The sequence below is a fragment of the Methylobacterium sp. J-059 genome, assembly GCF_022829485.1.
GTDB lineage: Bacteria > Pseudomonadota > Alphaproteobacteria > Rhizobiales > Beijerinckiaceae > Methylobacterium.
The window spans coordinates 58,229-80,425 of record NZ_JAKSYA010000052.1; the positions used below are offsets into that span (position 1 = coordinate 58,229).

Below are 22,197 nucleotides of genomic sequence, written 5' to 3' on the forward strand. Positions count from 1 at the left end.
AGCAGCGCGTGTCCCTCCCCCCGCAGAGGGGGAGGGAAAGGCCTGCCGCTACTCCGCCGCGTCGAGCTGCTGCGCGATGCGGGTGAGCGAGAAGTCCTCCTCGTAGAACTTCGCCTGCCAGTCCGACGGGCGGTTGGTGCGCCGGACCTGCACCGCCGTGACCTTGTACTCGGGGCAGTTGGTCGCCCAGTCCGAGAAGTCCGTCGTGATGACGTTCGCGCCGGTCTTGGCGTGATGGAAGGTGGTGTAGACCACGCCCGGCTGCATCCGCTCGGTGATACGCGCCTTGAGCGCGATGTCGCCCGACCGGCTCTCCAGCGAGACCAGGTCGCCGTCGACCACGCCGCGGACCTCGGCGTCGAACGGGTGGATCTCCAGCACGTCCTCCTCGTGCCAGCGCGAGTTCTCGGTGCGCCGGGTCTGCGCGCCGACATTGTACTGCGACAGGATCCGGCCGGTGGTGAGGATGAGCGGGAACTTCGCCCCCGTGCGCTCCTCGGTGGCCACGAACTCGGTGATCATGAACCGGCCGAGGCCGCGCACGAACCGGTCGACGTGCATCATCGGCGTGCCCATCGGCGCCTTGTCGTTGCAGGGCCACTGCACCGAGCCGAGCTCGTCGAGCTTGGCGAAGGAGACGCCGGCGAAGCTCGGCGTCAGCGCCGCGATCTCGTCCATGATCTCCGACGGATGGCTGTAGTCCATCTCGTAGCCCAGCGCCTTGGAGAGCAGGATCGTGCCCTCCCAGTCGCCGTAGCCGCCCATCGGCGGCATCACCTTGCGCACGCGCGAGATCCGGCGCTCGGCGTTGGTGAAGGTGCCGTCCTTCTCCAGGAACGAGGCGCCCGGCAGGAAGACGTGGGCGTACTTGGCGGTCTCGTTCAGGAACAGGTCCTGGATGACGATGCACTCCATCGCCATCAGGCCGGACGTGACGTGGTGGGTGTCCGGGTCCGACTGGGCGATGTCCTCGCCCTGGATGTACATGCCCTTGAAGGCGCCATCGACGGCCTCGTCGAGCATGTTGGTGATGCGCAGGCCCGGCGCGTTGTCGAGCTTGGCCCCCCAGAGCGCCTCGAAGCTCTCGCGGGTGGCGTCGTCCGAGACGTGGCGGTAGCCCGGCAGCTCGTGCGGGAATGAGCCCATGTCGCAGGAGCCCTGGACGTTGTTCTGGCCGCGCAGCGGGTTCACGCCGGCGCCGAGCTTGCCGATGTTGCCGGTGGCCATGGCGATGTTGGCCATGCCCATCACCATGGTCGAGCCCTGGCTGTGCTCGGTGACGCCGAGGCCGTAGTAGATGCCGGCGTTGCCGCCGGTGGCGTAGAGCCGGGCGGCGGCGCGGAGCTCAACGGGGTCGATGCCGGTGTATTGCGCCTGCGCCTCCGGCGAGTGGCGCTCGTCGGCGATGAAGCGGGCCCAGGACTCGAACTCGGCGAGGTCGCAGCGCTCGCGCACGTAGGCCTCGTCGATCAGCCCCTCGGTGACGATCACGTGCGCCATCGAGTTGATGAAGGCGACGTTGGAGCCGGGCTTCAGCGGCAGGTGGTGCGTCGCCTTGATGTGGGGCGACTTCACCAGGTCGATCTTGCGCGGGTCGGCGACGATGAGCTTGGCGCCCTGGCGCAGGCGCCGCTTCATCCGCGAGCCGAAGACCGGGTGGCCGTCGGTCGGGTTGGCGCCGATCACCAGGATCACGTCGGACTGCTCGACCGACTTGAAGTCCTGCGTGCCGGCCGAGGTGCCGAGCGTCGACATCAGGCCGTAGCCGGTCGGCGAGTGGCAGACGCGGGCGCAGGTGTCGACGTTGTTGTTGCCGAAGGCGGCGCGCACCAGCTTCTGGACGAGGTAGGCCTCCTCGTTGGTGCAGCGCGACGAGGTGATGCCGCCGACCGAGTCCCGGCCGTAGGTCGCCTGGATGCGCTTGAACTCGGAGGCCGCGCGGCCGATCGCCTCCTCCCACGACACCTCGCGCCACGGATCCGTGATCTTCTCGCGGATCATCGGCTTGGTGATGCGGTCCTTGTGGGTGGCGTAGCCGTAGGCGAAGCGGCCCTTGACGCAGCTGTGGCCCTCGTTGGCCTTGCCGCCCTTGTAGGGCACCATGCGGATGATCTTGGTGCCCTGCATCTCCGCCTTGAACGAGCAGCCGACGCCGCAATAGGCGCAGGTCGTGACCTCCGAATGCTCGGGCTGGCCGTGCTCGTGGATCGACTTCTCCTGGAGCGTCGCGGTCGGGCAGGCCTGCACGCAGGCGCCGCAGGACACGCACTCGGATTCCATGAAGTTGGTGTTGCCGGCCGCCACGCGGCTGTCGAAGCCGCGGCCCTCGATGGTGAGCGCGAAGGTGCCCTGCACCTCCTCGCAGGCGCGGACGCAGCGGTTGCAGACGATGCACTTCGACGGATCGTAGGTGAAGTACGGGTTCGACTCGTCCTTCGGCAGGTACTTCTCGGCGGTGGGCACGACGTGGTTGTCGCCGTCGTAGCCGTAGCGCACGTCGCGCAGGCCCACGATCCCGGCCATGTCCTGCAGCTCGCAGTCGCCGTTGGCGGCGCAGGTCAGGCAGGTCAGCGGGTGGTCGGAGATGTAGAGCTCCATCACGCCCTTGCGGAGCTTGGCGAGCTTGTCGGTCTGCGTCCGCACCACCATGCCGTTCTCGGCCGGCGTGGTGCAGGAGGCCGGCGTGCCGCGCCGCCCCTCGATCTCCACGAGGCAGAGGCGGCAGGAGCCGAACGGCTCCAGCGAGTCCGTCGCGCACAGCTTCGGGATCTGCGTGCCCGCCGTCATCGCGGCGGCCATCACCGACGTTCCGGCCGGGACGGTGACGTCCATGCCGTCGATGCTCAGCGTCACCGTCTGATCGCTGACGCGGATCGGGGTGCCGTAGTCGATCTCTTTGATGAGGGCCATGGACGCCTCCCTATTCCGCCGCGACGGGCAGGTCGCCCGCGCGCGAAAAGTCTTCGGGGAAATGGGTGATCGCGCTCATCACGGGCATCGGCGTGAGCCCGCCCATGGCGCAGAGCGAACCGTCGGTCATGACCTCGCAGAGGTCGGCGATGACGGTGAGGTTCTTCTCCGGGCTGATCCCGGCGATGACCTTGTCCATCGTCTCGACGCCGCGGGTCGCGCCGATGCGGCACGGGGTGCACTTGCCGCAGGATTCGGTGGCGCAGAACTCGAAGGCGAAGCGGGCCTGCTTCGCCATGTCGACGGTGTCGTCGAACACGACGATGCCGCCGTGGCCGACGAGACCCTTATTGGCCGCCATCGCCTCGTAATCGAGGGGCGTGTCGAGCAGGTGATCGGGGAAGTAGGCCCCGAGCGGGCCGCCGACCTGCACCGCGCGGACCGGCCGGCCGGAGAAGGTGCCGCCGCCGTAGCCCTCGATCACCTCGCGCAGCGTGATGCCGAAGGCGGTCTCGATCAGCCCGCCGTGCTTCACGTTGCCGGCGAGCTGGATCGGCAGGGTGCCGAGCGAGCGGCCCATGCCGTAATCGGCGTAGGCCTTGGCGCCGTGCTCCAGGATCCAGGGCGTCGCCGTGAAGGTCATCACGTTGTTGACGAGCGTCGGCTGGCCGAGGAAGCCCTTCAGCGCCGGGATCGGCGGCTTGGCGCGGACGATGCCGCGCTTGCCCTCGAGGCTCTCCAGCAACGAGGTCTCCTCGCCGCAGATGTAGGCGCCGGCGCCGAGCCGGACCTCGAGGTGGAAGCTCTTGCCCGAGCCCATCACGTCGTCGCCGAGGACGCCCGCCGCGATGCCGTTGGCGATGGCCTCCTTCAGCGTCGCGAAGGCCTGCGGGTACTCGGAGCGCAGGTAGATGTAGCCCCGCGTGGCGCCGACGGCGACGGCGGCGATGGTCATGCCCTCGATGAGGTTGAAGGGGTCGCCCTCCATCATCATCCGGTCGGCGAAGGTGCCGGAATCGCCCTCGTCGGCGTTGCAGACCACGTATTTCTGGTGCGACTGCGCCAGCATCACCGTGTTCCACTTGATGCCGGCGGGAAAGCCGGCGCCGCCGCGGCCGCGCAGGCCGGATTCGCGGACCTCGCCGACGGTGCCCTCGGGGCCGAGCCGCAACGCGGCCTCGAGGCCGCGATAGCCGCCATGGGCCTTGTAGTCGTCGACCGAGACCGGGTCGATCACGCCGCAGCGGTGGAAGGTGAGCCGCTGCTGGCGGGCGAGGAACGGGATCGCCTCCGGGTCGCCGAGGCGGAGCGGGTGGTCGCCGCCCTCCGCCAGGCCGGCATCGAGGAGCGCGTCGACGTCGGCGGGCGTCACCGGGCCGTAGGCGACGCGGCCCTCGGGGGTCGCGACCTCGACCATCGGCTCGAGCCAGAACAGGCCGCGCGAGCCGGTGCGGACGATCGACACGTCGAGGCCGCGGCGCTCGGCGCCGGAGAACAGCGCGCGGGCGACGCGGTTGGCGCCGAGGCCGAGGGCCACGGCGTCGCGGGGGACGTAGAGGGTGATGCTCATGGGGGTGCTCATGCGCGCGCCTCGCTGAGGGCGGCGTCGAGGCTGTCGGCGGTGAGGCGTGCGATCGGCTCGCCGTCCACAAGCGCCGCCGGGGCGTTGGAGCACAGGCCGAGGCAGTAGACCGGCTCGACCGTCGCGTTCCCGTCGGCGGTGGTGCCGTGCCAGCCGGTGCCGAGGCGCGACAGGATCTCGGCGTGCAGCCGGTCCGAGCCCATGGCCTGGCAGGCCTCGGCGCGGCACAGCTTCACCGCGTGCCGGCCGGTCGGGTGGGCGCGGAAGTCGTGATAGAAGGTGATGCAGCCGTGGACCTCGGCCCGCGACAGGTTGAGCGCATCGGCGATCAGAGGCACCGCGCCGGCATCCACGTAGCCGAAGGTCTCCTGCAGCGCGTGCAGGATCGGAAGGGTGGCGCCTTCCAGGTGACGGTGCTCGGCGATGATCCCGGAAGCGCGCTGCGCATCCCAGGGCTCGAAACGCGGCATGATTTCCTGCCCAGATTGTTCCCGTTCTAAGTGGCGACTGGAACAGAAATGCCGATTGCATTCAATCGTGCAGATCGGTCGCTCGACAAAGGTCTTCTGTCGAAATCGGGGGTCCGGCCCTCTGCTTCCCTACGGACGAACCCGCGAGCGCGGCATTTTCAACGCGTCCGATTTGTCATGCTGCACCGCAACAGAACGGAGCCTCGGAGCGCACGTCATGCTGCCGTGCAATAAACTACCGGTTCGCATCCCGGCCTCAACCCTCGGATGGTTCGGCCCGCGTTCGTCTGCAACCATCGACGGGCACACCGAAACTTTCTTTTCGCCGGCATGAAACCCTGGACCAAAGCACGACTTGACAAGCCCTAAGGGCAGTCTTGGAGCTGTCCGTCAGGCTTACGACGGCGCTGGCAACGGGATGAATAGGGCGCCGAAGGTGACGAATTCCATGGTCAAGAGCGATCTCCACCCGCCGCATTCCGGCCCCGGGTCCGATCCGGTGCTCTACGGGGTGGCCGCCGGGCTCGCCGAGCTGTTCCCGCCGGTGACGGCGCACCCGCGCCCGGTCCACGATCGCGACCGGGCCGAGACCGACGAGCCCGACCAGGACTGAGGCGACGCGCCCCTAGCGCGCAACCCGACGCGTCTCCCGTCGGAGCGCGTCCCACGGCGATCGTGATCAGAGCGCGTCCCGCGCCGTGTCCTGCCAGCGCACCAGCGGGGTCGTGAGCGCGACCAGCAAAGCGTCGGCGAGCTTGCCCGCCACCGCGAAGGCGATGATCGCGGCGAGGATCTGCTCGGGCTTGGAGAATTGCTGGCCGTCGATCAGCAGGTAGCCGAGACCTTCGGACGCCCCCATCAGCTCGGCCGCGACCACGAACAGGAAGCCGAGCCCGAGGCCGGTGCGCAAGGCCGTGACGGTGGCCGGCAGCACCGCGGGCAGCAGGATGCGCCGGACCTGCGCCGCCCGCGATAGCCGGAAGATCCGCCCGACCTCGACGAGCTTGCGGTCGACCGAGGCGATGGCGCCCGCGACCCCGACATAGACGGGGAAGAACACGCCGACCGCGATCAGCATCACCTTCGGCGTCTCGAGGATGCCGAACCACAGGATGAACAGCGGCACCCAGGCGAGCGACGGCACCGCGCGCAACGCCTGCAGGCTCGGGTCGACGAGCCGGCGCAGGGTCGGCAGGGTCGCGGTCAGCGCGCCCGCGACGATCCCCGCCGCCGCGCCGAGCGCGAAGCCGAGGCCGACGCGCACCAGCGTCGCGGAGACGTGCATCCACAGGTCGCCCGAGCGGGCGAGCTCCCACAGCGTCGCCGCGATCCGGCTCGGCGGCGGCAGCAGCCGCCCCTGCGCCAGGCCGGCACGGACCGCCGCCTCCCAGCCCAGCGCCAGCGCCAGCGGAAGCAGGAGGCCGAGGCCGGCCCGGCCCAAGCGCGGGGAGACCGCGCGTCCGGCCCGTGGGGCGGCGCTTGGCGCGAGGTTGGAAGCGGCGTTCGCCGCCGGAGCGGCCGCGGGTCCGGTCATCGGGCGTCGAGCTCGGAAAGGTGTGGCATCGGACCGTCGGGAGCTGGAGGGTCGGCGGCCCTATAGCACCGCCGCGGGCTCAGCGCCGCGCCTCGGTCGCCATCCGCACCGCGAGGCCAGCGAGCACAGTGCCCATCAGCCAGCGCTGCGCCACCATCCAGGCCGGGCGCCCGCCGAGGAAGGCGGCCACCGACCCGGCGGTGACGGCGAGCAGCGCGTTCACGCCGATGCTGATCCCGGTCTGCACCGACCCCAGCACCAGCGATTGCACCAGCACGCTGCCGTGCCCCGGCGTGATGAACTGCGGCAGCAGCGACAGGTACATCACCGCGATCTTCGGGTTGAGGAGGTTCGTCAGGAACCCCATCGCGAACAGCCGCCGCGGCCCGTCGGGCGGCAGCATCCGCGGCTGGAACGGCGAGCGCCCGCCCGGCCGCACCGCCTGCCAGGCCAGCCACATCAGGTACAGCGCGCCGGAAAGGCGCAGGGCGTCGTAGGCGAAGGGCACGGCGAGCAGCAGCGCGGTGATGCCGAAGGCCGCCGCCAGCATGTAGACGAGATACCCCGCCGCGACCCCGCCGAGCGAGACCAGCCCGGCGCCCGCCCCCTGCGAGAGCGAGCGCGAGACCAGGTAGACCATGTTCGGCCCCGGCGTCAGCACCATGCCGAGGGAGACAAGCGCAAAGGCGAGGAGGTTCGTGATCTCGGGCATGCCTCCGGTCGCTCCTGCTGTGTGCGTCGACCGGACCGTGGGCATATCGCGGCGCGGGCCCCCTTTCCCAGGGGGAGAGGGACAGGGTGAGGGGTGTGACCTTTCCGTCTGAGGCACGCCCCTCATCCCACCCTTCTCCCCCTGGGAGAAGGAGCCGCGCTGCGGATCGCGCGGACGATACGGCTCTGCGACGACCGATGCGAGCGGGGCTCGATACGCCCTCGCCTACCGCGCCGGGTTGAAGCGCGTGTCGATCAGCCCGTCGACGGCGGCGGCGACGTCGGTGCCGGCGGGGATGATGCCGGCCTGCTGCAGGGCGAGGCCGGCCGCCTGGATCGAGGCCGCCTGGGCCTTGCCGACCGCCGGCTCGGAGAGGTCGGTGCGGGCGACCTGCCGGGCGATCACCGGCTCGGGCAGCTTCGTCGCGGCGACCAGGGCCGCCTTCAGCGCGTCCGGGTTCTCGATCGCGAACAGCCGCGCCCGCTCATAGGCGGCGATCACGGTGCGGACGAGCTCGGGGTTCTCCTGGGCGAACGCCTCGCGCACGTCGAGCAGGCCCCAGGTGTTGGCGCTCGCGTCGCGGAAGAACAGCACGTCGTCGTTCTCGATCTCGGCCGCGGCCATCATCGGGTCGAGGCCGGCCCAGGCGTCGACGTCGCCGCGGTCGAGCGCCGTGCGGCCGTCGGCGTGCTGGAGCAGGACGAGCTTGGCGTCGCGCTCGGTCAGGCCGGCGCCCTGGAGGGCGCGGATCAGGAAGATGTGCGGGTCGGTGCCGCGGGTCACGGCGATGCGCTTGCCCTTGAGGTCGGCGACCCGCGCGATGCCGCTGCCCTTGCGGGTGACGAGCGCGGTCCATTCCGGCCGCGAGAAGGCGTAGACCGCCTTGATCGGGTTGCCGTTGATGCGCGCCACGAGGGCGGCGGCGCCGGCCGAGGAGCCGAAGTCGATCGCGCCGGCATTGAGGAATTCGAGCGCCTTGTTGGAGCCGAGCGACTGGACCCAGCGCACGGTGATGCCCCTCGGCTTCAGCGCCTCCTCCAAAAACCCCTTGTCCTTCAGGACCAGCCCGACCGGATTGTAGGTCGCCCAGTCCAGGCGGACCTCCTTGACCTCGGCGGCGCCGGCGGGCGCAGACAAGGCGGTGGGCAGGGCGACCGGGAGAGCGAGCACGAGGGCGGCACCGAGAAGCGCGCGGCGGGCAAGGCGCATGAGGACAGTCCTTTTCGGATCGGGCGTTTGATCCGAGCTAGGCCGGTGCGTTCTTTATGTCAAACGACAATTCCGCAATATAGGACGCACAGCCGTGGACGATCGGCATCAACCGAGTTGCAGGAACGCCGCGATCTTCGCCTTCACGTCATCGATCACGGCCGCCGGCGCGACGTCGACGAAGCGCGCGTAGCGCTCGGCCCAGGCGAGCGGCTTGCCCTGGTCCGCAAGGACGAAGCCGTGGATCTTCAGCCCGGACGGCAGGGCCACCTCGTAAGGGTAGCCACGTCCGCGGCTGGTGACCGGACACGCGAAGCAGCGCCCGACGAGGCCGTTGTAGGACCGCGGCGTGAGGACGAGCCCGGGCCGGGTGAAGCCCTGCTCGGTCCCAAGATGCGGACTGAACTCGAGGAAGATCAGGTCGCCGAGATCAGGGCAATAGGGCGGCTCACCAGATCTCGTCACCGACCGTCCGCCCCTCGAACTGGTCGTCGTGCAGGTTCTCTTTGGTGATGCCGGCAAGCAGGCCGTCGAAGGTGTAGCGCGGCGGCTCTGCGCGCGGCGCGATGACGATCCGCCCCTCCTCGACACTCAGTTCGGCCGTGCTGCCTTCAGCAGCGCCGACGTCTCGCAGGATCTGCGCCGGAATGCGGAGGGCGAGACTGTTGCCCCATCGGGAGAACTGAACGATCACGCGCACCTCCCTGGCATGGCTGTGACCAAGCTTCGAACGGCACCGTGCCGCGCTCGCATCAACGTATCGCCTTCGTATATACGATCCCCGGGACGGCGCGTCAAAGCTCGCCCACCGGCACCCCGCCCGCTCCGGCGGATCCGGATCGAGCGTGGCTTCGGCGTGGCTCTTGCTCGCGGCCCCTCGCCCGAGGCCCTTCGTTGACGAGCCCCGGCTCGAGGACCCTGGCTCGACGCCGCGCGCCGGTCCGGAAGCCCGGCCCCGCTGGCAGCACCGGCAGTTCATGCTAACGGGTACCCATGTTCGATGCCGTCGCTGCCCTGGACAAGGTTCTGGATGCCCTGGATCGCGAGGCTCGTGAGCCGACGAAGCTCCGCGCCGTCCTGGTGCCGGAGCTGAAGCGGGTCATCGAGGCCGGCCACGCGGCGGCCGAGGCGCAGCTTCTGAAGGACCGGGACGGCATGCGCTGCGCCCGCGCCCTGTCGAACCTGACCGACGCGGTGGTGCGCGCGATCCACGACGCGGTGGTCTGGCGGCTCTATCCGAACGACAACCCCTCCACCGGCGAGCAGCTCGCGGTGGTGGCGACCGGCGGCTACGGCCGGGGCACGATGGCGCCGGGCTCCGACATCGATCTCCTGTTCCTGCTGCCCTACAAGCAGACCGCATGGTCGGAGAGCGTCGTCGAGGCGATGCTCTACGTGCTGTGGGACCTCAAGCTGAAGGTCGGCCACGCCACCCGCTCGGTCGAGGAATGCCTGCGCGAGGCCCGCGCCGACATGACGATCCGCACGGCGCTCCTGGAGGCGCGCTTCCTGTTCGGCACGCGGGTGCTGTTCGAGGAGCTGGTGACGCGGTTCGACGCCGAGCTGGTGATGGGCACCGCGCACGAGTTCGTCGAGGCCAAGCTGCGCGAGCGCGACGGCCGCATCACCAAGGCCGGCTCCTCGCGCTACCTGGTCGAGCCCAACGTCAAGGACGGCAAGGGCGGCCTGCGCGACCTCAACACCCTGTTCTGGATCGCCAAGTACACCTACCGGGTTCGCGACCAGGTCGAGCTCGTCGCCGCCGGCCTGTTCACGGCGGAGGAGTACCGCCTGTTCGAGCGCTGCGACGAGTTCCTGTGGCGGGTGCGCTGCCACCTGCACTTCGTCACGCGGCGCGCGGAGGAGCGGCTGTCCTTCGGGCTGCAGCCGAAGATCGCCGAGCGCCTCGGCTTCGGGCCGCGCGGCGGGCTGTCGGGCGTCGAGCGCTTCATGAAGGCGTACTTCCTGATCGCCAAGGACGTCGGCGACCTCACCGCCATCGTCTGCGCCGAGCTGGAGGCGCGCCACGCCAAGCGCACGCCGGTGCTCGACCGCTGGATCGGCAAGTTCCGCGACCGGTTCCGCGCCACCGCGATCGAGGCGGAGGATTTCTGGCTCGACCACGGCCGGGTCAACGTCCGCGCCGAGGACGCGTTCGAGCGCGATCCGGTCAACCTCCTGCGCCTGTTCTGGCTCGCCGACCGGCACAACCTCGCGATCCATCCCGACGCCAAGCGCCTGGCGAACCGCTCCCTGCGCCTGATCGGGCACGCCCTGCGCGCCGACGAGGAGGCCAACCGCCTCTTCCTCGAGATCCTGACCTCGAAGAACTCGCCGGAATCGGTGCTGCGGCAGATGAACGAGGCCGGCGTGCTCGGCCGCTTCATCCCGGATTTCGGCCGCATCGTCGCGATGATGCAGTTCAACATGTACCACCACTTCACGGTGGACGAGCACTTGCTGCGCTCGCTCGGCGTGCTCGCGGCGATCGATTCCGGGCGCACCGAGGAGCAGTTCCCGCTGGTCTCGCGCCTGGTCAACGCGATCCACAACCGGCGCGCGCTCTACGTCGCGATCCTGCTCCACGACATCGCCAAGGGCCGGCCCGAGGACCACTCGATCGCCGGCGCGGCGATCGCGCAGAAGCTGTGCCCGCGCTTCGGCCTGACCCAGGCCGAGACCGAGACGGTGGCCTGGCTCGTCGAGCACCATCTCCTGATGTCGATGACCGCCCAGAGCCGCGACCTTTCGGACCCGAAGACCATCGAGAAGTTCGCCGCCGTGGTGCAGACGCTGGAGCGCCTGCGCCTGCTGACGATCCTCACCGTCGCCGACATCACCGCCGTCGGCCCCGGCGTCTGGACCGCGTGGAAGGGCACGCTGATCCGCACCCTCTACGACGAGACCGAGGTGGTGCTGTCGGGCGGCCATTCCGAGATCGCCCGCACCGACCGCGTCCGGCTGATCCAGATGGGCCTGCGCGAGCAGCTGCCCGACTGGTCGTCGGAGGTGTTCGACGCCTACGCCGCGCGCCACAACCAGGCCTATTGGCTGAAGGTCGACGGCGTGCGCCAGTTCAAGAACGCTGGCTTCATCCGCCAGGCGATCGAGGCCGGCCGCACCAGCGCCACCGACGTCGAGACCGATCCGGTCCGCGGCGTCACCGAGCTGACGGTGTACTCGCCCGACCACCCGCGGCTGCTCGCCATCGTCACCGGGGCCTGCGCGGCGGCCGGCGGCAACATCGTCGACGCCCAGGCCTTCACCACCAGCGACGGCTTCGCCCTCGATTCGATCTTCATCTCCCGCGCCTTCGAGCGCGACGAGGACGAGATGCGCCGCGGCCGGCGCATCACCGCCTCGATCGAGCGCTCGCTCAAGGGCGAGATCAAGATCGCCGAGCTCGTGGCCGACAAGCACCCGCCCTCCGCCGGCCGGGCCAAGACCTTCCTGGTCCCGCCGGACGTGGCGATCGACAATGCGCTGTCCAGCCGCGAGACGGTGGTCGAGGTCACCGGCCTCGACCGGCCGGGCCTGCTCTACGAGCTGACCACGGCGCTGAACCGCCTCAACCTCAACATCACCTCGGCGCATGTCGCGACCTTCGGCGAGCGGGCGGTGGACGTGTTCTACGTCACAGACCTGACCGGCACCCGCGTCACCCAGCCCGACCGCCAGGCGGCGATCCGCAGCGCGGTGATGGAGGTCTTCGCCGGCGACGTGGCGGTGATGAAGGCCGAAGGGCTCGAGGCGCTCGTCGCCGCGCCGCCGCCGCGGGAGGCGTGATGTGCTTCGCCGGGTTGATTTCGCGGCCCGCGCGCCTGATATCAACGCCGACCCCGAAATCACCCGGCGAGCCCTTTTCGCGATGACGAGCAACGACATGCAGCATGACGACCCGCGCCAGAGCACGGTCGAGGCCGGGGCCGGCGTGGCGCACGAGGCGCCGCACGACGCCCCCGCGTCCCAGGACGGGTCGGCCGCCGACGCGAAGCTCGCGGCGATGACCGCCGAGCGCGACGAGCTGAAGGACCGCACGCTGCGCACGCTGGCCGAGATGGAGAACCTGCGCCGCCGGACCGAGCGCGAGGTCGCCGACGGCCGGACCTACGCGGTCACCAACTTCGCCCGCGACGTGCTCAACGTCGCCGACAACATCCGCCGCGCGCTCGACAGCGCCCCGGCCGAGGCGCGGGCCTCGGCCGAGGGCGCCTTGAAGGGCCTGATCGACGGCATCGAGCTGACCGAGCGGGATCTCGCCAAGACCCTGGAGCGCCACGGCGTGAAGGTGGTCGAGCCCAAGGGCCAGCGCTTCGACCCGAACCGCCACCAGGCGATGTTCGAGGTGCCCGACCCGGAGGTGCCGGCCGGCACCGTCGTGCAGGTGGTCCAGTCGGGCTACGTCATCGGCGACCGGACCCTGCGCCCGGCCCTGGTCGGCGTCGCCAAGGGCGGCCCGAAGGCCGGCGCGCCGGCGGACGCCGCGCAGGCGTAAGGCGGCCGAGGCAGGCCGGGCCTCGTCCGGCCTGCGGTCCCGCCTCGGGGGCGCCGCCGCGACGCCTTCCTGCCCGGCCCGTCGGTTCGCGGCTGCGCGGGGTCTCGGCGCCGGATCGATCCCGCCACGCACCGCGCCGCCTCTCTCGAACGGGAAAGGCGCCCTTTCCCCCGCCGGGCGGGAGGGACGGGCGATCGGGCGTCGCAGGACAGTCCGACAGCGGCCCGCCCGGGTCGGGCGCCGCCAGCGCACGCCATCCGGGAACGGCCGCGCCATCGCCGTGCGCGAACGCACGGCGCGTCCGCCGAATCCTCGCCCGCACGGCTTCCGGATGCAGGCGACAGTTGAACATTCGGAAACGCTTGGGCCATAACTTCGCCATCGGCCGGGCGCATCCCGGACGAGTCGGCGCGGCGCGCGAAGCGTCGGGGCCGGGCTCGCGGGCGCATCGCCCCAGCGTCGCGCATCGGAATCGTCATGCAGGTCGTCGACGCGGTCGAGATGAACGGGTACGCCCAGGCGAGCGGTCGGACCGACCTGCGCCGCACCCGCGCGCATGCGCGCGCCCATCGCCACAGCGCCCAGGTGCGCACGCTGCGCCGGGTGCTGCCCCTGGTCGCGGGCGGCGCGGTGATCGCGCTCGGAGCCTGGCTGTTCAACCCGTTCGCGGCCGTCATCCCCGGCGTCAGCGTCGGGCCGGTGACGCTGTCGGGCACCAAGGTGCGGATGGAGAACCCGAAGCTCTCCGGCTTCCGCAAGGGCGACCGCGGCTACGAGGTCACCGCCACCGCCGCGCTGCAGGACATGCGCAAGCCGAGCCTGATCGAACTCGAGGCGATGCGCGGCCACGTCGCCACCGACGACAAGGGCGGCCTCGCCTGGATCGAGGCGGCGACCGGGCTGTTCGACACCACCCGCGAGGCGCTCGACCTCAAGCAGGACATCCGGATCTGGACCGACAAGGGCGAGGAGGCGCGGCTGCAATCGGCCGCCGTCGACTTCAAGGCCGGCAGCGTGAAATCGGCCGAGACCGTCACCGTGTCGGTGCCGAGCGGCCAGGTGGTCGCCGACGGGCTCGACGTGGTCGAGAACGGCCGCGTGATCTCGTTCATCGGCAACGTCCACACCGTGTTCCACCAGGACAAGGCCAAGGACGCGAAGGCCGACGACAAGGCCGAGCCGGCCAAGGCGCCCCTGCGCGTCCTCACCTCCTCGGCCGAGCCGACGGACGGCCGCCCATGACCGGCCTGTCCGGTCTGCCGGCGCGGCTCGCCGCCGCCTTCGCGGCCGCGTCGCTTCTCTCCGTTGCGCTGCCGGTCGCGCCCGCCCGGGCCGAGAAGCCGGCCGTCGCGGCGGCGCCGAAGAAGGATCCGACCTCGCCGTTCGGATCGATGGGCGGCGGCAAGGAGCCGATCAAGATCGACGCCGACCGGCTCGACGTGTTCGACCGCGAGAGCAAGGCGATCTTCGCCGGCAACGTCGTGGCCGTGCAGGGCGAGAGCACCATCCGCTGCTCGACGATGACGGTCCACTACAAGCGCGGCAAGGACAAGGACGCCAAGGACAAGGCGAGCCCGGCCGCGGAGGCCGAGGACAAGCCCAAGGATGCGGCCGGCATGGGCGAGAACGGCATCCAGAAGGTGGAATGCGCCGGCCCGGTCACGGTGGTGCAGAAGGACCAGGTCGCCACCGGCGACAGCGCGGTGTTCGACCAGGCGGCCAAGCGCATCGTGCTCACCGGCAACGTCGTGCTGAGCCAGTGCCAGAACGTCACCCGCGGCCAACGCCTCGTCTACGACATGAACACCGGCCGCGCGAACATGGACCCGGTGCCGGGCGGGCGCGTCTCCGCCCTGTTCGTGCCGGGCGAGAAGGCCGAGAAGGACAAGCCCGCCAAGGGCTGCGCGCAGCCCGCCGGCATCGCCAGGACCGCGCCGAAGCCGGCCGACGCAGCCAAGGGTGACGCAGCCAAGACGGATGCCGCCAAGGGCGACGGCAAGTCCGACGGCAAGACGCGGGCCCAGGCCAATTGAGCGGTTCGATCGGCGTCCCCGGCGGTCAGGCCCTCTCCCCGCACCGGTCCGAGACCGCGAGCCCGCGCCCGTCCTGGCTCGGGCGGGTGCTCGGCCGCGCCCGGCCCGAGGCGGTGCCGTCCGAGGTCGAGGGCGGCCCCGGCATCCTCAGCGTCCGCGGCCTGCGCAAGAGCTACGGCGCGCGCACCGTCGTGCACGAGGCCGGGCTCACGGTGCGGACCGGCGAGGCGGTCGGCCTGCTCGGGCCGAACGGCGCCGGCAAGACCACGATCTTCTACATGATCACCGGGCTGGTGGCGGCCGACCGCGGCCACATCACGCTGGACGGCCTGGCCATCACCCACCTGCCGATGTACCAGCGCGCGCGCCTCGGCATCGGCTACCTGCCGCAGGAAGCCTCGATCTTCCGCGGCCTGACGGTGGAGGACAACATCCGCGCCGTGCTCGAGGTCGCCGAGCCCGACCGCAAGGCGCGGGCGAGGAAGCTCGATTCGCTGCTCGAGGAATTCGACATCGCGCGCCTGCGCAAGTCCCCGTCGATCGCGCTCTCGGGCGGCGAGCGGCGGCGCTGCGAGATCGCCCGGGCGCTGGCCTCGTCGCCGACTTTCATGCTGCTCGACGAGCCCTTCGCCGGCATCGACCCGATCGCGGTCGGCGACATCCAGGACCTCGTCAAGCACCTGAAGCAGCGCGGCATCGGCGTGCTGATCACCGACCACAACGTCCGCGAGACGCTCGGCCTGATCGACCGCGCCTACATCGCCCATTCCGGCCGCATCCTCACCGAGGGCACCCCGGAGGAAATCGTCGCCAACGCCGACGCGCGCCGGCTCTACCTCGGCGAGGATTTCCGGCTGTAGCGGCGGCTCCGGGCGGGCCCGGTGTCGTGACCGGAGGGACCGCTCGGGGTGGGAAGCCTCATCCGGTCGGCTCCGTGAACGACGCGATGGCCGCGTCGACAAGAGGATTGCTGCGGGCGTCCGACCAGACCAGGGCCGCCGCGACGATCTCAACGTTCTCGGCCAGCGGTCGGATCACGACCTGGGGCGGGGCAAGCCCTTCGAAGCGCAGGGGCACCAGCGCAACACCCTGCCCGCAGGCCACGAAGGCGATCTGCGAGGTCACGGCGCGGACCTCGTGCACGATGCGCGGCGCGAACCCCGCCGCGTGGCAGGCTGCCGTCACTCGGTCGAAGTAGACCGGGCTGGAGCGGCGAGCGAACATCGCGAAATCCGCATCGGCCAGCAGCGCCAGCGGGACCGCCGCCATGCCGGTCAGCCGGTGATCGCGCGGCAGGGCGACGGCGAGACGATCGGTGGCGACCGGCCGCGAGCGGATGTTCGGGCCGAGTTCCCCTTCCAGGCGCGCGAAGGCGAGATCGATCTCGCCCGCCTCGATCAGCGGCACCGCCTCGACGCTGTCGATCTCGCGCACGGCGATCGTCAGCCCCGGCCGGGCCGCACGCAGGCGCGCCACCATCGGCGGCAAGTCCTCCAGAAGCGCCGAGTTGATCGCGCCGACGGTCAGCGTGCCGGTCCGGCCTGCGACCGCCTCGCGCACGGCCCGCTCCAAGCGCTCGACCTGGCCGGCGAAGACCTGCACCGCCGGCAGGATCGCGGCGCCCGCGGGCGTGAGCCGCACGCCGCGGCGGTCGCGGTCGAACAACCGCGCGCCCAGCATCCGCTCCAAGGTCTGGATGCCCTCGCTCAGCGGGGGCTGCGACATGCCGAGCCGCTGGGCGGCACGCCCGAAATGCCGTGCCTCGGCCACCGCCAGGAACAGCCAGAGGTGCCGGATCAACCGGACGTCCACGGTCACTTCGATAGCCCAGCCGTATCACAGGGATCTTGAGATGGTATTTTACCGATCGAAGGGCGGATGGGAAATCCGGGGCTGCGCCGCCACGAAGCGTGCGGCAGGAGCCCGACGATGCCCGACCATCCCACCCTCGTCGCCTACGGCGCGGTGATCCTCGGCTTGGCGATCACGCCGGGGCCGAACATGATCTACCTGATCTCGCGCTCGATCGCGCAGGGGCGCCGGGCCGGCTTGGTCTCGCTGGTGGGCAGCGCGCTGGGGTTTCTGCTCTACATGACCTGCGCCGCCTTCGGGATCACGGCACTGCTTGCGACGGTGCCCTACGCCCACGATGCCCTGCGGCTCGCCGGGGCGGCCTACCTGCTGCTCCTCGCCTGGTCCGCAGTGCGCCCCGGGGGCGTCTCGCCGTTCCAGGCCGCGGACCTGCCGCAGGCCGGCCCATGCCGGGTGCTCGCGATGGGGCTGGCCACGACCTTGCTGAACCCCAAGGCGGCGCTGCTCTACCTCGCGCTGCTGCCGCAATTCGTGATCCCCGGCCACGGCAGCGTACTGGCTCAGACCCTGGTGCTCGGCCTGATGCACATCGCCCTCAACCTCGCCTTCGGCGTCGTCATCGCCACCACGGCCGGGGCGCTGGCGGCCGGCCTCGCCCGGCGCCCGTCCTGGATGCGGGCGCAGCGCTGGCTGATGGGCGGCATGCTCGGTGCGTTCGCGGCCAAGCTGCTCGCCGAGGCCTGAGGCGAGCCCGACGACCCGCCCGGCGATCGACGGGCCGCCGGGCCGTCCCGATCACCACCACGGCGCCGGGCCGAATGACGCAAGCGGGCGGCGCTCAGCACCGGCTCGCGGAGCGGCCGCCCTCACGCCGTCGGCTCGTAGACCGAGACCAGCCCGGCCGGCGCCGTGGCGCGCCAGGCGGCGAGCAGGGCGTCCCGCAAAATCTCCTCCTCGCAGGCGTCGAGGTCGAGGTTGGTCCAGCCGCGGCGGCCCCAGGCGCCGTCGATGGCCGAGAACAGGTCCGGCTCGGCCTCCAGCAGGCGCTCCTGGTCCTCCGGCGACAGCCGCAGCACCAGCCGGTCCTCCTCGGTCCACAGCGTCGCGAAGACCCGGCCGCCCACGCGAAAATCCGGGTTGCCCTTGTGCGCGCCGGGGATCGCTTCCGGCAGCATCAGCGCGAGGGCGCGCACGTCCTCCGGCAGCACCGCTCAGGGCCCGGCGGGCGCCCGCGACAGGCTGGTCGGCCAGGTGCTGCCGGGATGCTCGCGGACGTCGCCGGGGTTCGATCCGGTCGCGGCATCGCTGACCCACTCGCCCGGCTCGGCCACCGCCTCGATCCGGTCCTCGGGGTAGTGCGCCTCGAGGAACAGCAGCGCCTCGGCCTCCGAGGCCGCGCGCACCGTGACCAGGGGGCGCGGGCCGGACGGGGTCCGGACGTCGGCGATGAACAGGCGCGTCATGTCGATCTCGCTCGGTGGAGGCTGTGCAGGCAACGCCCGGAACGGCGATTGTGTCCGCAGGACCGCATCGGGGACGTGTAGGATTGCGCACCTCAAACAATCCATAACGCTAAGTTTTAACGTTAAGCCAGCTTTAAGACCTTGCCGCCATGGTCCGGGAGGTCACCAGAGCCGGCACCGAAAGCTTCCGGCACATTTAAGCGTGAAGGAATTCTTATGGCCCGCTCCAAGCTCGTCGCTTTGGTGCGCACCCTGACGCTCGCGGCGAGCGTCGGCGCGCCCTCACTGGCCGCAGCCGCCGACCTGCTGCCGCCCCCGCCCCCGCCGCCCTATGCCCCGCCGATCGAGGTCGGCGGTGGCTGGTACCTGCGCGGCGACGTCGGGGCCAGCGTCTACGACCGGGCGAAGTACAGCACGTCCTACGACTATGCGGGCTACCCGGAGGCGAACCGCTCCTACGGCAACGAGGTCGGCGGCGGCGGCTTCGCCGGGGTCGGCGTCGGCTACCAGTTCACCCCGTTCCTGCGCGGCGACGTGACCGGCGAGTACCGCTACTCCACCGGCCTGCGCGGCAGCGAGTACTACAGGGGCCCCGACTACGACAACGGCGTCGGCTCGTACGGCATCAACAAGTCGAGCGGCCACTTCGATTCGGCCGTCGTCCTCGCCAACGCCTACTTCGACCTCGGCACCTGGTACGGCATCACGCCGTTCATCGGCGCCGGCGCCGGCTACGCCTTCAACCACGTCTCCGGCTACGGCACGAACGGCCAGTTCACCAGCCCGACCTACGCCTACGATTACGGCAACCCGCAATACGGCGGCTGCCCCTGCGCCCCGCCGACCTACAACTACACCCCGACCTACACGGTCGACGCGAACGGCAACGCGACGCCGGTCTACAACAGCCAGGCGACGACCAAGTCGTACAAGGACAAGACCACCGGCAGCTTCGCCTGGGCGCTCCATGCCGGTCTCGCCTACAACGTCACCGACGCGTTCAAGGTCGAGCTCGCCTATCGCTACCTGAACCTCGGCCACGCCTCGACCGGCGCCAGCTTCTCCACCTGCTGCGGCGAGGCCGGAGCCGGCGTGAAGATTAAGGACATCGAGGCCCACGACGTGAAGATCGGCGTGCGCTACCTGCTCGGCGGCCTCGTCGCCGCGCCGCTGCCGCCGCTGGTGCCCGACTATCAGCCGGCCCCGGGCCCGCTCGTCCGCAAGTACTGAGACACGTACCGAACCTGCACGGCCTCGACATCGAAGACGGCGCGGATCCGATCCGCGCCGTCTCCTTTCGTTTCAGGGTCGAGACGCACGCCACGGACCGAGAAATACGGTTAAGCCGTTCACAAGATTTGGGGTTTAGGGTCCTCGTCAAGTCGTCCTACGGGATGCAACCGTTGATCTTGCGTGAGGACTTTCCCCATGGCTGCGCTCGAACGCCGCTTCGCCGCCGCGGCGCTGCTTCTCCTCGGGATCGGCCGCGCCGAGGCCGCCGACCTGCTGCCCCCGCCCCCGCCGATGGCGCCGCCGGTCGCGGTCGGCGGCGGCTGGTACCTGCGGGCCGACTTCACCGAATCGGCCTACGCGCGCCCGCACGACGACACCCGGGCGGACGCGAACGACCCGGGCATGCCGCCGCTCGTCGGCCTGCGCCTGAGCGATGCGGCCGGCTACGGCGGCGGCGTCGGCTACCGGATCACCCCGTGGCTGCGCGTCGACGCGACCGTCGACCAGCGCGAGCCGGCCCGCTACGGCGCCGCCTCCTCGCGCTCGAACTTCGCCACCGGCTACAACGTCGAGGCGGCGCAGGTCTCCGCGCTCACCGCCCTCGTCAACGTCTACGCCGACCTCGGCACCTGGTGGGGGCTGACGCCCTATGTCGGCGCCGGCATCGGCGTCTCGGACATGGGCGTGGCGCGCGGCTACACCCAGACCACCTGCACGGTCGACGCCTGCGACGGCAACCCCGGCACCGGCCTGCGCACCGCCGTGGCGCGCCCGAACCGCTCGGTCGCCTCGCTCGCCTGGGCGCTGACCGGCGGCGTCTCCTACGCGATCGGCGGCGGCTTCAGCCTGGACGCGGCCTATCGCTACGTCGATTTCGGCAACGCCAAGAGCGGGCTCGACGCCTACAACGCCGGCACGCGGCTGAAGGACATCGCCGCCAACGAGTTCCGCCTCGGCCTGCGCTACGACCTCGGCGGCTTCGGCAGCGGCCCGAGCCTCGCCGGCCTCGGCGGCAGCGCCTACGGCAACTGATCCGCGACCGGGCGATCGCCGACGGACGCGAAGCGGCCGCGGGCCTCGCGCGGCCCCTTGCCCTGCGGAGAGATGGCTGGATCGGGGGCGTGACCGCCCCCGGGCGGTATCGGATTTCCCACCTCGCGACCGTCATATGCCGGCGCTCGTCCGCGGCACGGCGGGCGAGCCGACGCCCGAAGCGACGGGCGTCGGCGGTCGGGGTGGCGTCGCGATCCGCGGATCGAAGCCTCGGCCCGGTCACCGGGCGCGGACGTGCGGTAAAATCCCGTCTTCGTTCCGGTTTTCGCGTCGCGTCCCCGCATTGGCACGGCACGCCGGCCGATATCGAAACCAGCCATTAAGGTTACTCTCCTATCAAGAGAGAACAGGTTTCGTAGTGCGGTCGTGTTGCCGCCCCGAGGACGACCGCGATGCGTAAGACTTCCCGCGCACTTCTTGCCGCCCTGTGCCTGGCCGGCCCGACCACGGCCCGCGCCGCCGACCTCGACTACGATTTCCTCCGCGGCCCCGACTACGACCCGCCGGTCGCGGTCACGGCGATCGACTGGAGCGGCGTGTATGTCGGCGGGCACGGCGGGTACAGCTCGGCCGCGCTCGGGTTCCAGAGGTCGTATCAGCCGTTGATCATCCAGCAGACGCACAACTCGACTGCCGAGTCGGACTTCGGCGCCTCCAACCTGTTAACGTCGAAGCCCAGACGCGTGGGCGACGTGAGCTTCGGCGGGTACGCCGGCTACAATGTCCAGTTCGACGACGTCGTCCTCGGTATCGAAGTCGACTACACCAGCTTCGGGCGCAGCGGCTCGTCTTCGGACGGCATCTCCCGTTTCAAGACCAACAGCCTCGGTTATCTCGAGACGGTCAGCCTGAACGGCGCCTCGAGCACCAAGATCAACGATTTCGGGACAATCCGCGCGCGCGCAGGCTACGCCTTCGGCAACCTTCTGCCTTACGTAACGGGCGGTTTCGCGATCGGTCGCGCCCGCATCGCGGACGGCGTGTTCATTGAGGATTCGGGATACAACGCCACCACCTACAACGCTAACCAGGCTCTGACGGTCGGCAAGCCGGCCTACGTCGAGAACTTCGGTTATCGTGCCGGAACGTTCAGCCAGACCGATCCCACGACGGGCGTCCCCTACTCCACCTATGTCAGCAAGTCGAAGACCAAGACGGTCGGCGGCGTCGCTCTGGGCGGCGGTCTCGAATACGCGATCACGCCGAGCATCCTGCTCCGCGCCGAATACCAGTACGTGCTGTTCAACGACTTCGACGGGCACAGGGCCAACCTCAACACCGTCCGCGGCGGCGCGGCCGTCAAGTTCTGACCGGCAAGCCGCCGACCGCCTTCCCTCGCGCCGGATGACCCCGATGCCCGTTCGGATCTCGCTCCCCCTCGCCGCCCTCGCGGGCCTGCTGGCGACGCTGTCGCTCGCCGGCCCCGCCGCGGCCGAGGGGCCGGGCTACGCCGAGGCGGCCCCGCGCGTCGCGCCGCGCCGCCTCGCGCATCGCCCCCTCCCCCCGGCCGGCCTCGACCGCCGGTACGGCGCCTATGCCGGGCCGCGCGTCTACGGCCCGGTCGTGCGCGCCTACCTGCCGCGCAACGACAACGTTCCGATGTACAACGAGCCGCCGCCGCGCTGAGGCGGCTTTCGAAGCGCGCCCGACCCGAACGGGGACCTGCCGCCCTTCCCCCCTCTGCGGGGGAG

General features: G+C 70.7%; 22 protein-coding genes. 11 read left to right on the forward strand and 11 right to left on the reverse strand.

Annotated features, from left to right (window positions below; all coding sequences use genetic code 11):
- Positions 1-48 precede the first annotated feature (48 nt).
- Genes fdhF through MKK55_RS05510 form a run of 3 tightly spaced genes read right to left on the reverse strand, consistent with a single transcriptional unit; the run spans position 49 to position 4,962 of the window.
- Positions 49-2,910, reverse strand: coding sequence for a formate dehydrogenase subunit alpha (gene fdhF / locus MKK55_RS05500; RefSeq protein ID WP_147726811.1), 2,862 nt, complete (start codon positions 2,908-2,910; stop codon positions 49-51).
- 10 nt (positions 2,911-2,920) lie between these two features.
- On the reverse strand, positions 2,921-4,480 hold the full coding sequence (locus MKK55_RS05505; protein WP_243933720.1) for a formate dehydrogenase beta subunit: 1,560 nt from the start codon (positions 4,478-4,480) through the stop codon (positions 2,921-2,923).
- A gap of 8 nt (positions 4,481-4,488) precedes the next feature.
- On the reverse strand, positions 4,489-4,962 hold the full coding sequence (locus MKK55_RS05510; RefSeq protein ID WP_147726809.1) for a formate dehydrogenase subunit gamma: 474 nt from the start codon (positions 4,960-4,962) through the stop codon (positions 4,489-4,491).
- A 448-nt stretch (positions 4,963-5,410) separates the two neighbouring features.
- Here MKK55_RS05510 and MKK55_RS05515 point away from each other — a divergent pair, with 448 nt between their 5' ends.
- Positions 5,411-5,575 (forward strand): hypothetical protein, encoded by a 165-nt coding sequence (locus MKK55_RS05515; protein WP_243933661.1) that lies wholly within the window; start codon positions 5,411-5,413, stop codon positions 5,573-5,575.
- A gap of 66 nt (positions 5,576-5,641) precedes the next feature.
- On the opposite strand, the gene MKK55_RS05520 is transcribed toward MKK55_RS05515, so the two are convergent.
- From MKK55_RS05520 to MKK55_RS29205, 5 genes are all read right to left on the reverse strand, one after another.
- Entirely contained in the window at positions 5,642-6,496 is an 855-nt protein-coding gene (locus MKK55_RS05520; RefSeq protein WP_243933663.1) for an ABC transporter permease, read from the reverse strand.
- A 79-nt stretch (positions 6,497-6,575) separates the two neighbouring features.
- Positions 6,576-7,208 carry a LysE family translocator gene (locus MKK55_RS05525; RefSeq protein WP_243933665.1) on the reverse strand — a complete coding sequence of 211 codons (633 nt, stop codon included), beginning with the start codon at positions 7,206-7,208 and terminating at the stop codon, positions 6,576-6,578.
- A 225-nt stretch (positions 7,209-7,433) separates the two neighbouring features.
- The gene (locus MKK55_RS05530; RefSeq protein WP_243933667.1) at positions 7,434-8,417 is read right to left on the reverse strand and encodes an aliphatic sulfonate ABC transporter substrate-binding protein; all 984 of its coding nucleotides are present in this window, start codon (positions 8,415-8,417) and stop codon (positions 7,434-7,436) included.
- Positions 8,418-8,525: 108 nt separating this feature from the next.
- Positions 8,526-8,882: a type II toxin-antitoxin system PemK/MazF family toxin gene (locus tag MKK55_RS05535; protein ID WP_147728174.1), complete on the reverse strand. Its 357-nt coding sequence runs from the start codon at positions 8,880-8,882 to the stop codon at positions 8,526-8,528.
- Entirely contained in the window at positions 8,866-9,111 is a 246-nt protein-coding gene (locus tag MKK55_RS29205) for an AbrB/MazE/SpoVT family DNA-binding domain-containing protein (RefSeq protein ID WP_210246691.1), read from the reverse strand. Before MKK55_RS29205 ends, MKK55_RS05535 begins: the two co-directional genes overlap by 17 nt.
- Positions 9,112-9,410: 299 nt before the next feature.
- Here MKK55_RS29205 and MKK55_RS05545 point away from each other — a divergent pair, with 299 nt between their 5' ends.
- The 5 genes from MKK55_RS05545 (at position 9,411) to lptB (ending at position 15,805) form a co-directional block, all read left to right on the forward strand.
- A complete protein-coding gene (locus MKK55_RS05545) occupies positions 9,411-12,203 on the forward strand; it encodes a [protein-PII] uridylyltransferase (protein ID WP_147843209.1) in 2,793 nt (930 codons plus the stop codon).
- An 82-nt stretch (positions 12,204-12,285) separates the two neighbouring features.
- Positions 12,286-12,912 (forward strand): nucleotide exchange factor GrpE, encoded by a 627-nt coding sequence (gene grpE / locus MKK55_RS05550; protein WP_279596003.1) that lies wholly within the window; start codon positions 12,286-12,288, stop codon positions 12,910-12,912.
- Between the two features lie 477 nt (positions 12,913-13,389).
- Positions 13,390-14,154, forward strand: a complete 765-nt coding sequence (gene lptC, locus MKK55_RS05555; protein ID WP_147728819.1) for an LPS export ABC transporter periplasmic protein LptC — start codon at positions 13,390-13,392, stop codon at positions 14,152-14,154.
- Positions 14,151-14,945 carry an LptA/OstA family protein gene (locus MKK55_RS05560; protein WP_147843208.1) on the forward strand — a complete coding sequence of 265 codons (795 nt, stop codon included), beginning with the start codon at positions 14,151-14,153 and terminating at the stop codon, positions 14,943-14,945. Before lptC ends, MKK55_RS05560 begins: the two co-directional genes overlap by 4 nt.
- An 86-nt stretch (positions 14,946-15,031) precedes the next feature.
- Positions 15,032-15,805, forward strand: a complete 774-nt coding sequence (lptB, locus tag MKK55_RS05565; RefSeq protein WP_243933721.1) for an LPS export ABC transporter ATP-binding protein — start codon at positions 15,032-15,034, stop codon at positions 15,803-15,805.
- A 58-nt stretch (positions 15,806-15,863) separates the two neighbouring features.
- On the opposite strand, the gene MKK55_RS05570 is transcribed toward lptB, so the two are convergent.
- The gene (locus tag MKK55_RS05570) at positions 15,864-16,757 is read right to left on the reverse strand and encodes a LysR family transcriptional regulator (RefSeq protein ID WP_210248639.1); all 894 of its coding nucleotides are present in this window, start codon (positions 16,755-16,757) and stop codon (positions 15,864-15,866) included.
- Positions 16,758-16,874: 117 nt separating this feature from the next.
- Here MKK55_RS05570 and MKK55_RS05575 point away from each other — a divergent pair, with 117 nt between their 5' ends.
- Positions 16,875-17,501: a LysE family translocator gene (locus MKK55_RS05575; RefSeq protein WP_243933671.1), complete on the forward strand. Its 627-nt coding sequence runs from the start codon at positions 16,875-16,877 to the stop codon at positions 17,499-17,501.
- 122 nt (positions 17,502-17,623) lie between these two features.
- Here MKK55_RS05575 and MKK55_RS05580 read toward each other — a convergent pair whose 3' ends face one another.
- Positions 17,624-17,932 (reverse strand): MmcQ/YjbR family DNA-binding protein, encoded by a 309-nt coding sequence (locus tag MKK55_RS05580; protein WP_243933722.1) that lies wholly within the window; start codon positions 17,930-17,932, stop codon positions 17,624-17,626.
- 36 nt (positions 17,933-17,968) lie between these two features.
- Positions 17,969-18,220, reverse strand: coding sequence for a hypothetical protein (locus tag MKK55_RS05585; RefSeq protein ID WP_243933673.1), 252 nt, complete (start codon positions 18,218-18,220; stop codon positions 17,969-17,971).
- A gap of 216 nt (positions 18,221-18,436) precedes the next feature.
- Between MKK55_RS05585 and MKK55_RS05590 the strand changes: the two genes are divergently transcribed.
- The 4 genes from MKK55_RS05590 (at position 18,437) to MKK55_RS05605 (ending at position 22,132) form a co-directional block, all read left to right on the forward strand.
- The gene (locus MKK55_RS05590) at positions 18,437-19,450 is read left to right on the forward strand and encodes an outer membrane protein (RefSeq protein WP_243933675.1); all 1,014 of its coding nucleotides are present in this window, start codon (positions 18,437-18,439) and stop codon (positions 19,448-19,450) included.
- Positions 19,451-19,648: 198 nt separating this feature from the next.
- Positions 19,649-20,485: an outer membrane protein gene (locus MKK55_RS05595; RefSeq protein ID WP_147844472.1), complete on the forward strand. Its 837-nt coding sequence runs from the start codon at positions 19,649-19,651 to the stop codon at positions 20,483-20,485.
- Positions 20,486-20,898: 413 nt separating this feature from the next.
- A complete protein-coding gene (locus tag MKK55_RS05600) occupies positions 20,899-21,816 on the forward strand; it encodes an outer membrane protein (protein ID WP_243933677.1) in 918 nt (305 codons plus the stop codon).
- A 43-nt stretch (positions 21,817-21,859) separates the two neighbouring features.
- Positions 21,860-22,132 carry a hypothetical protein gene (locus MKK55_RS05605; protein ID WP_243933678.1) on the forward strand — a complete coding sequence of 91 codons (273 nt, stop codon included), beginning with the start codon at positions 21,860-21,862 and terminating at the stop codon, positions 22,130-22,132.
- Positions 22,133-22,197 lie beyond the last annotated feature (65 nt).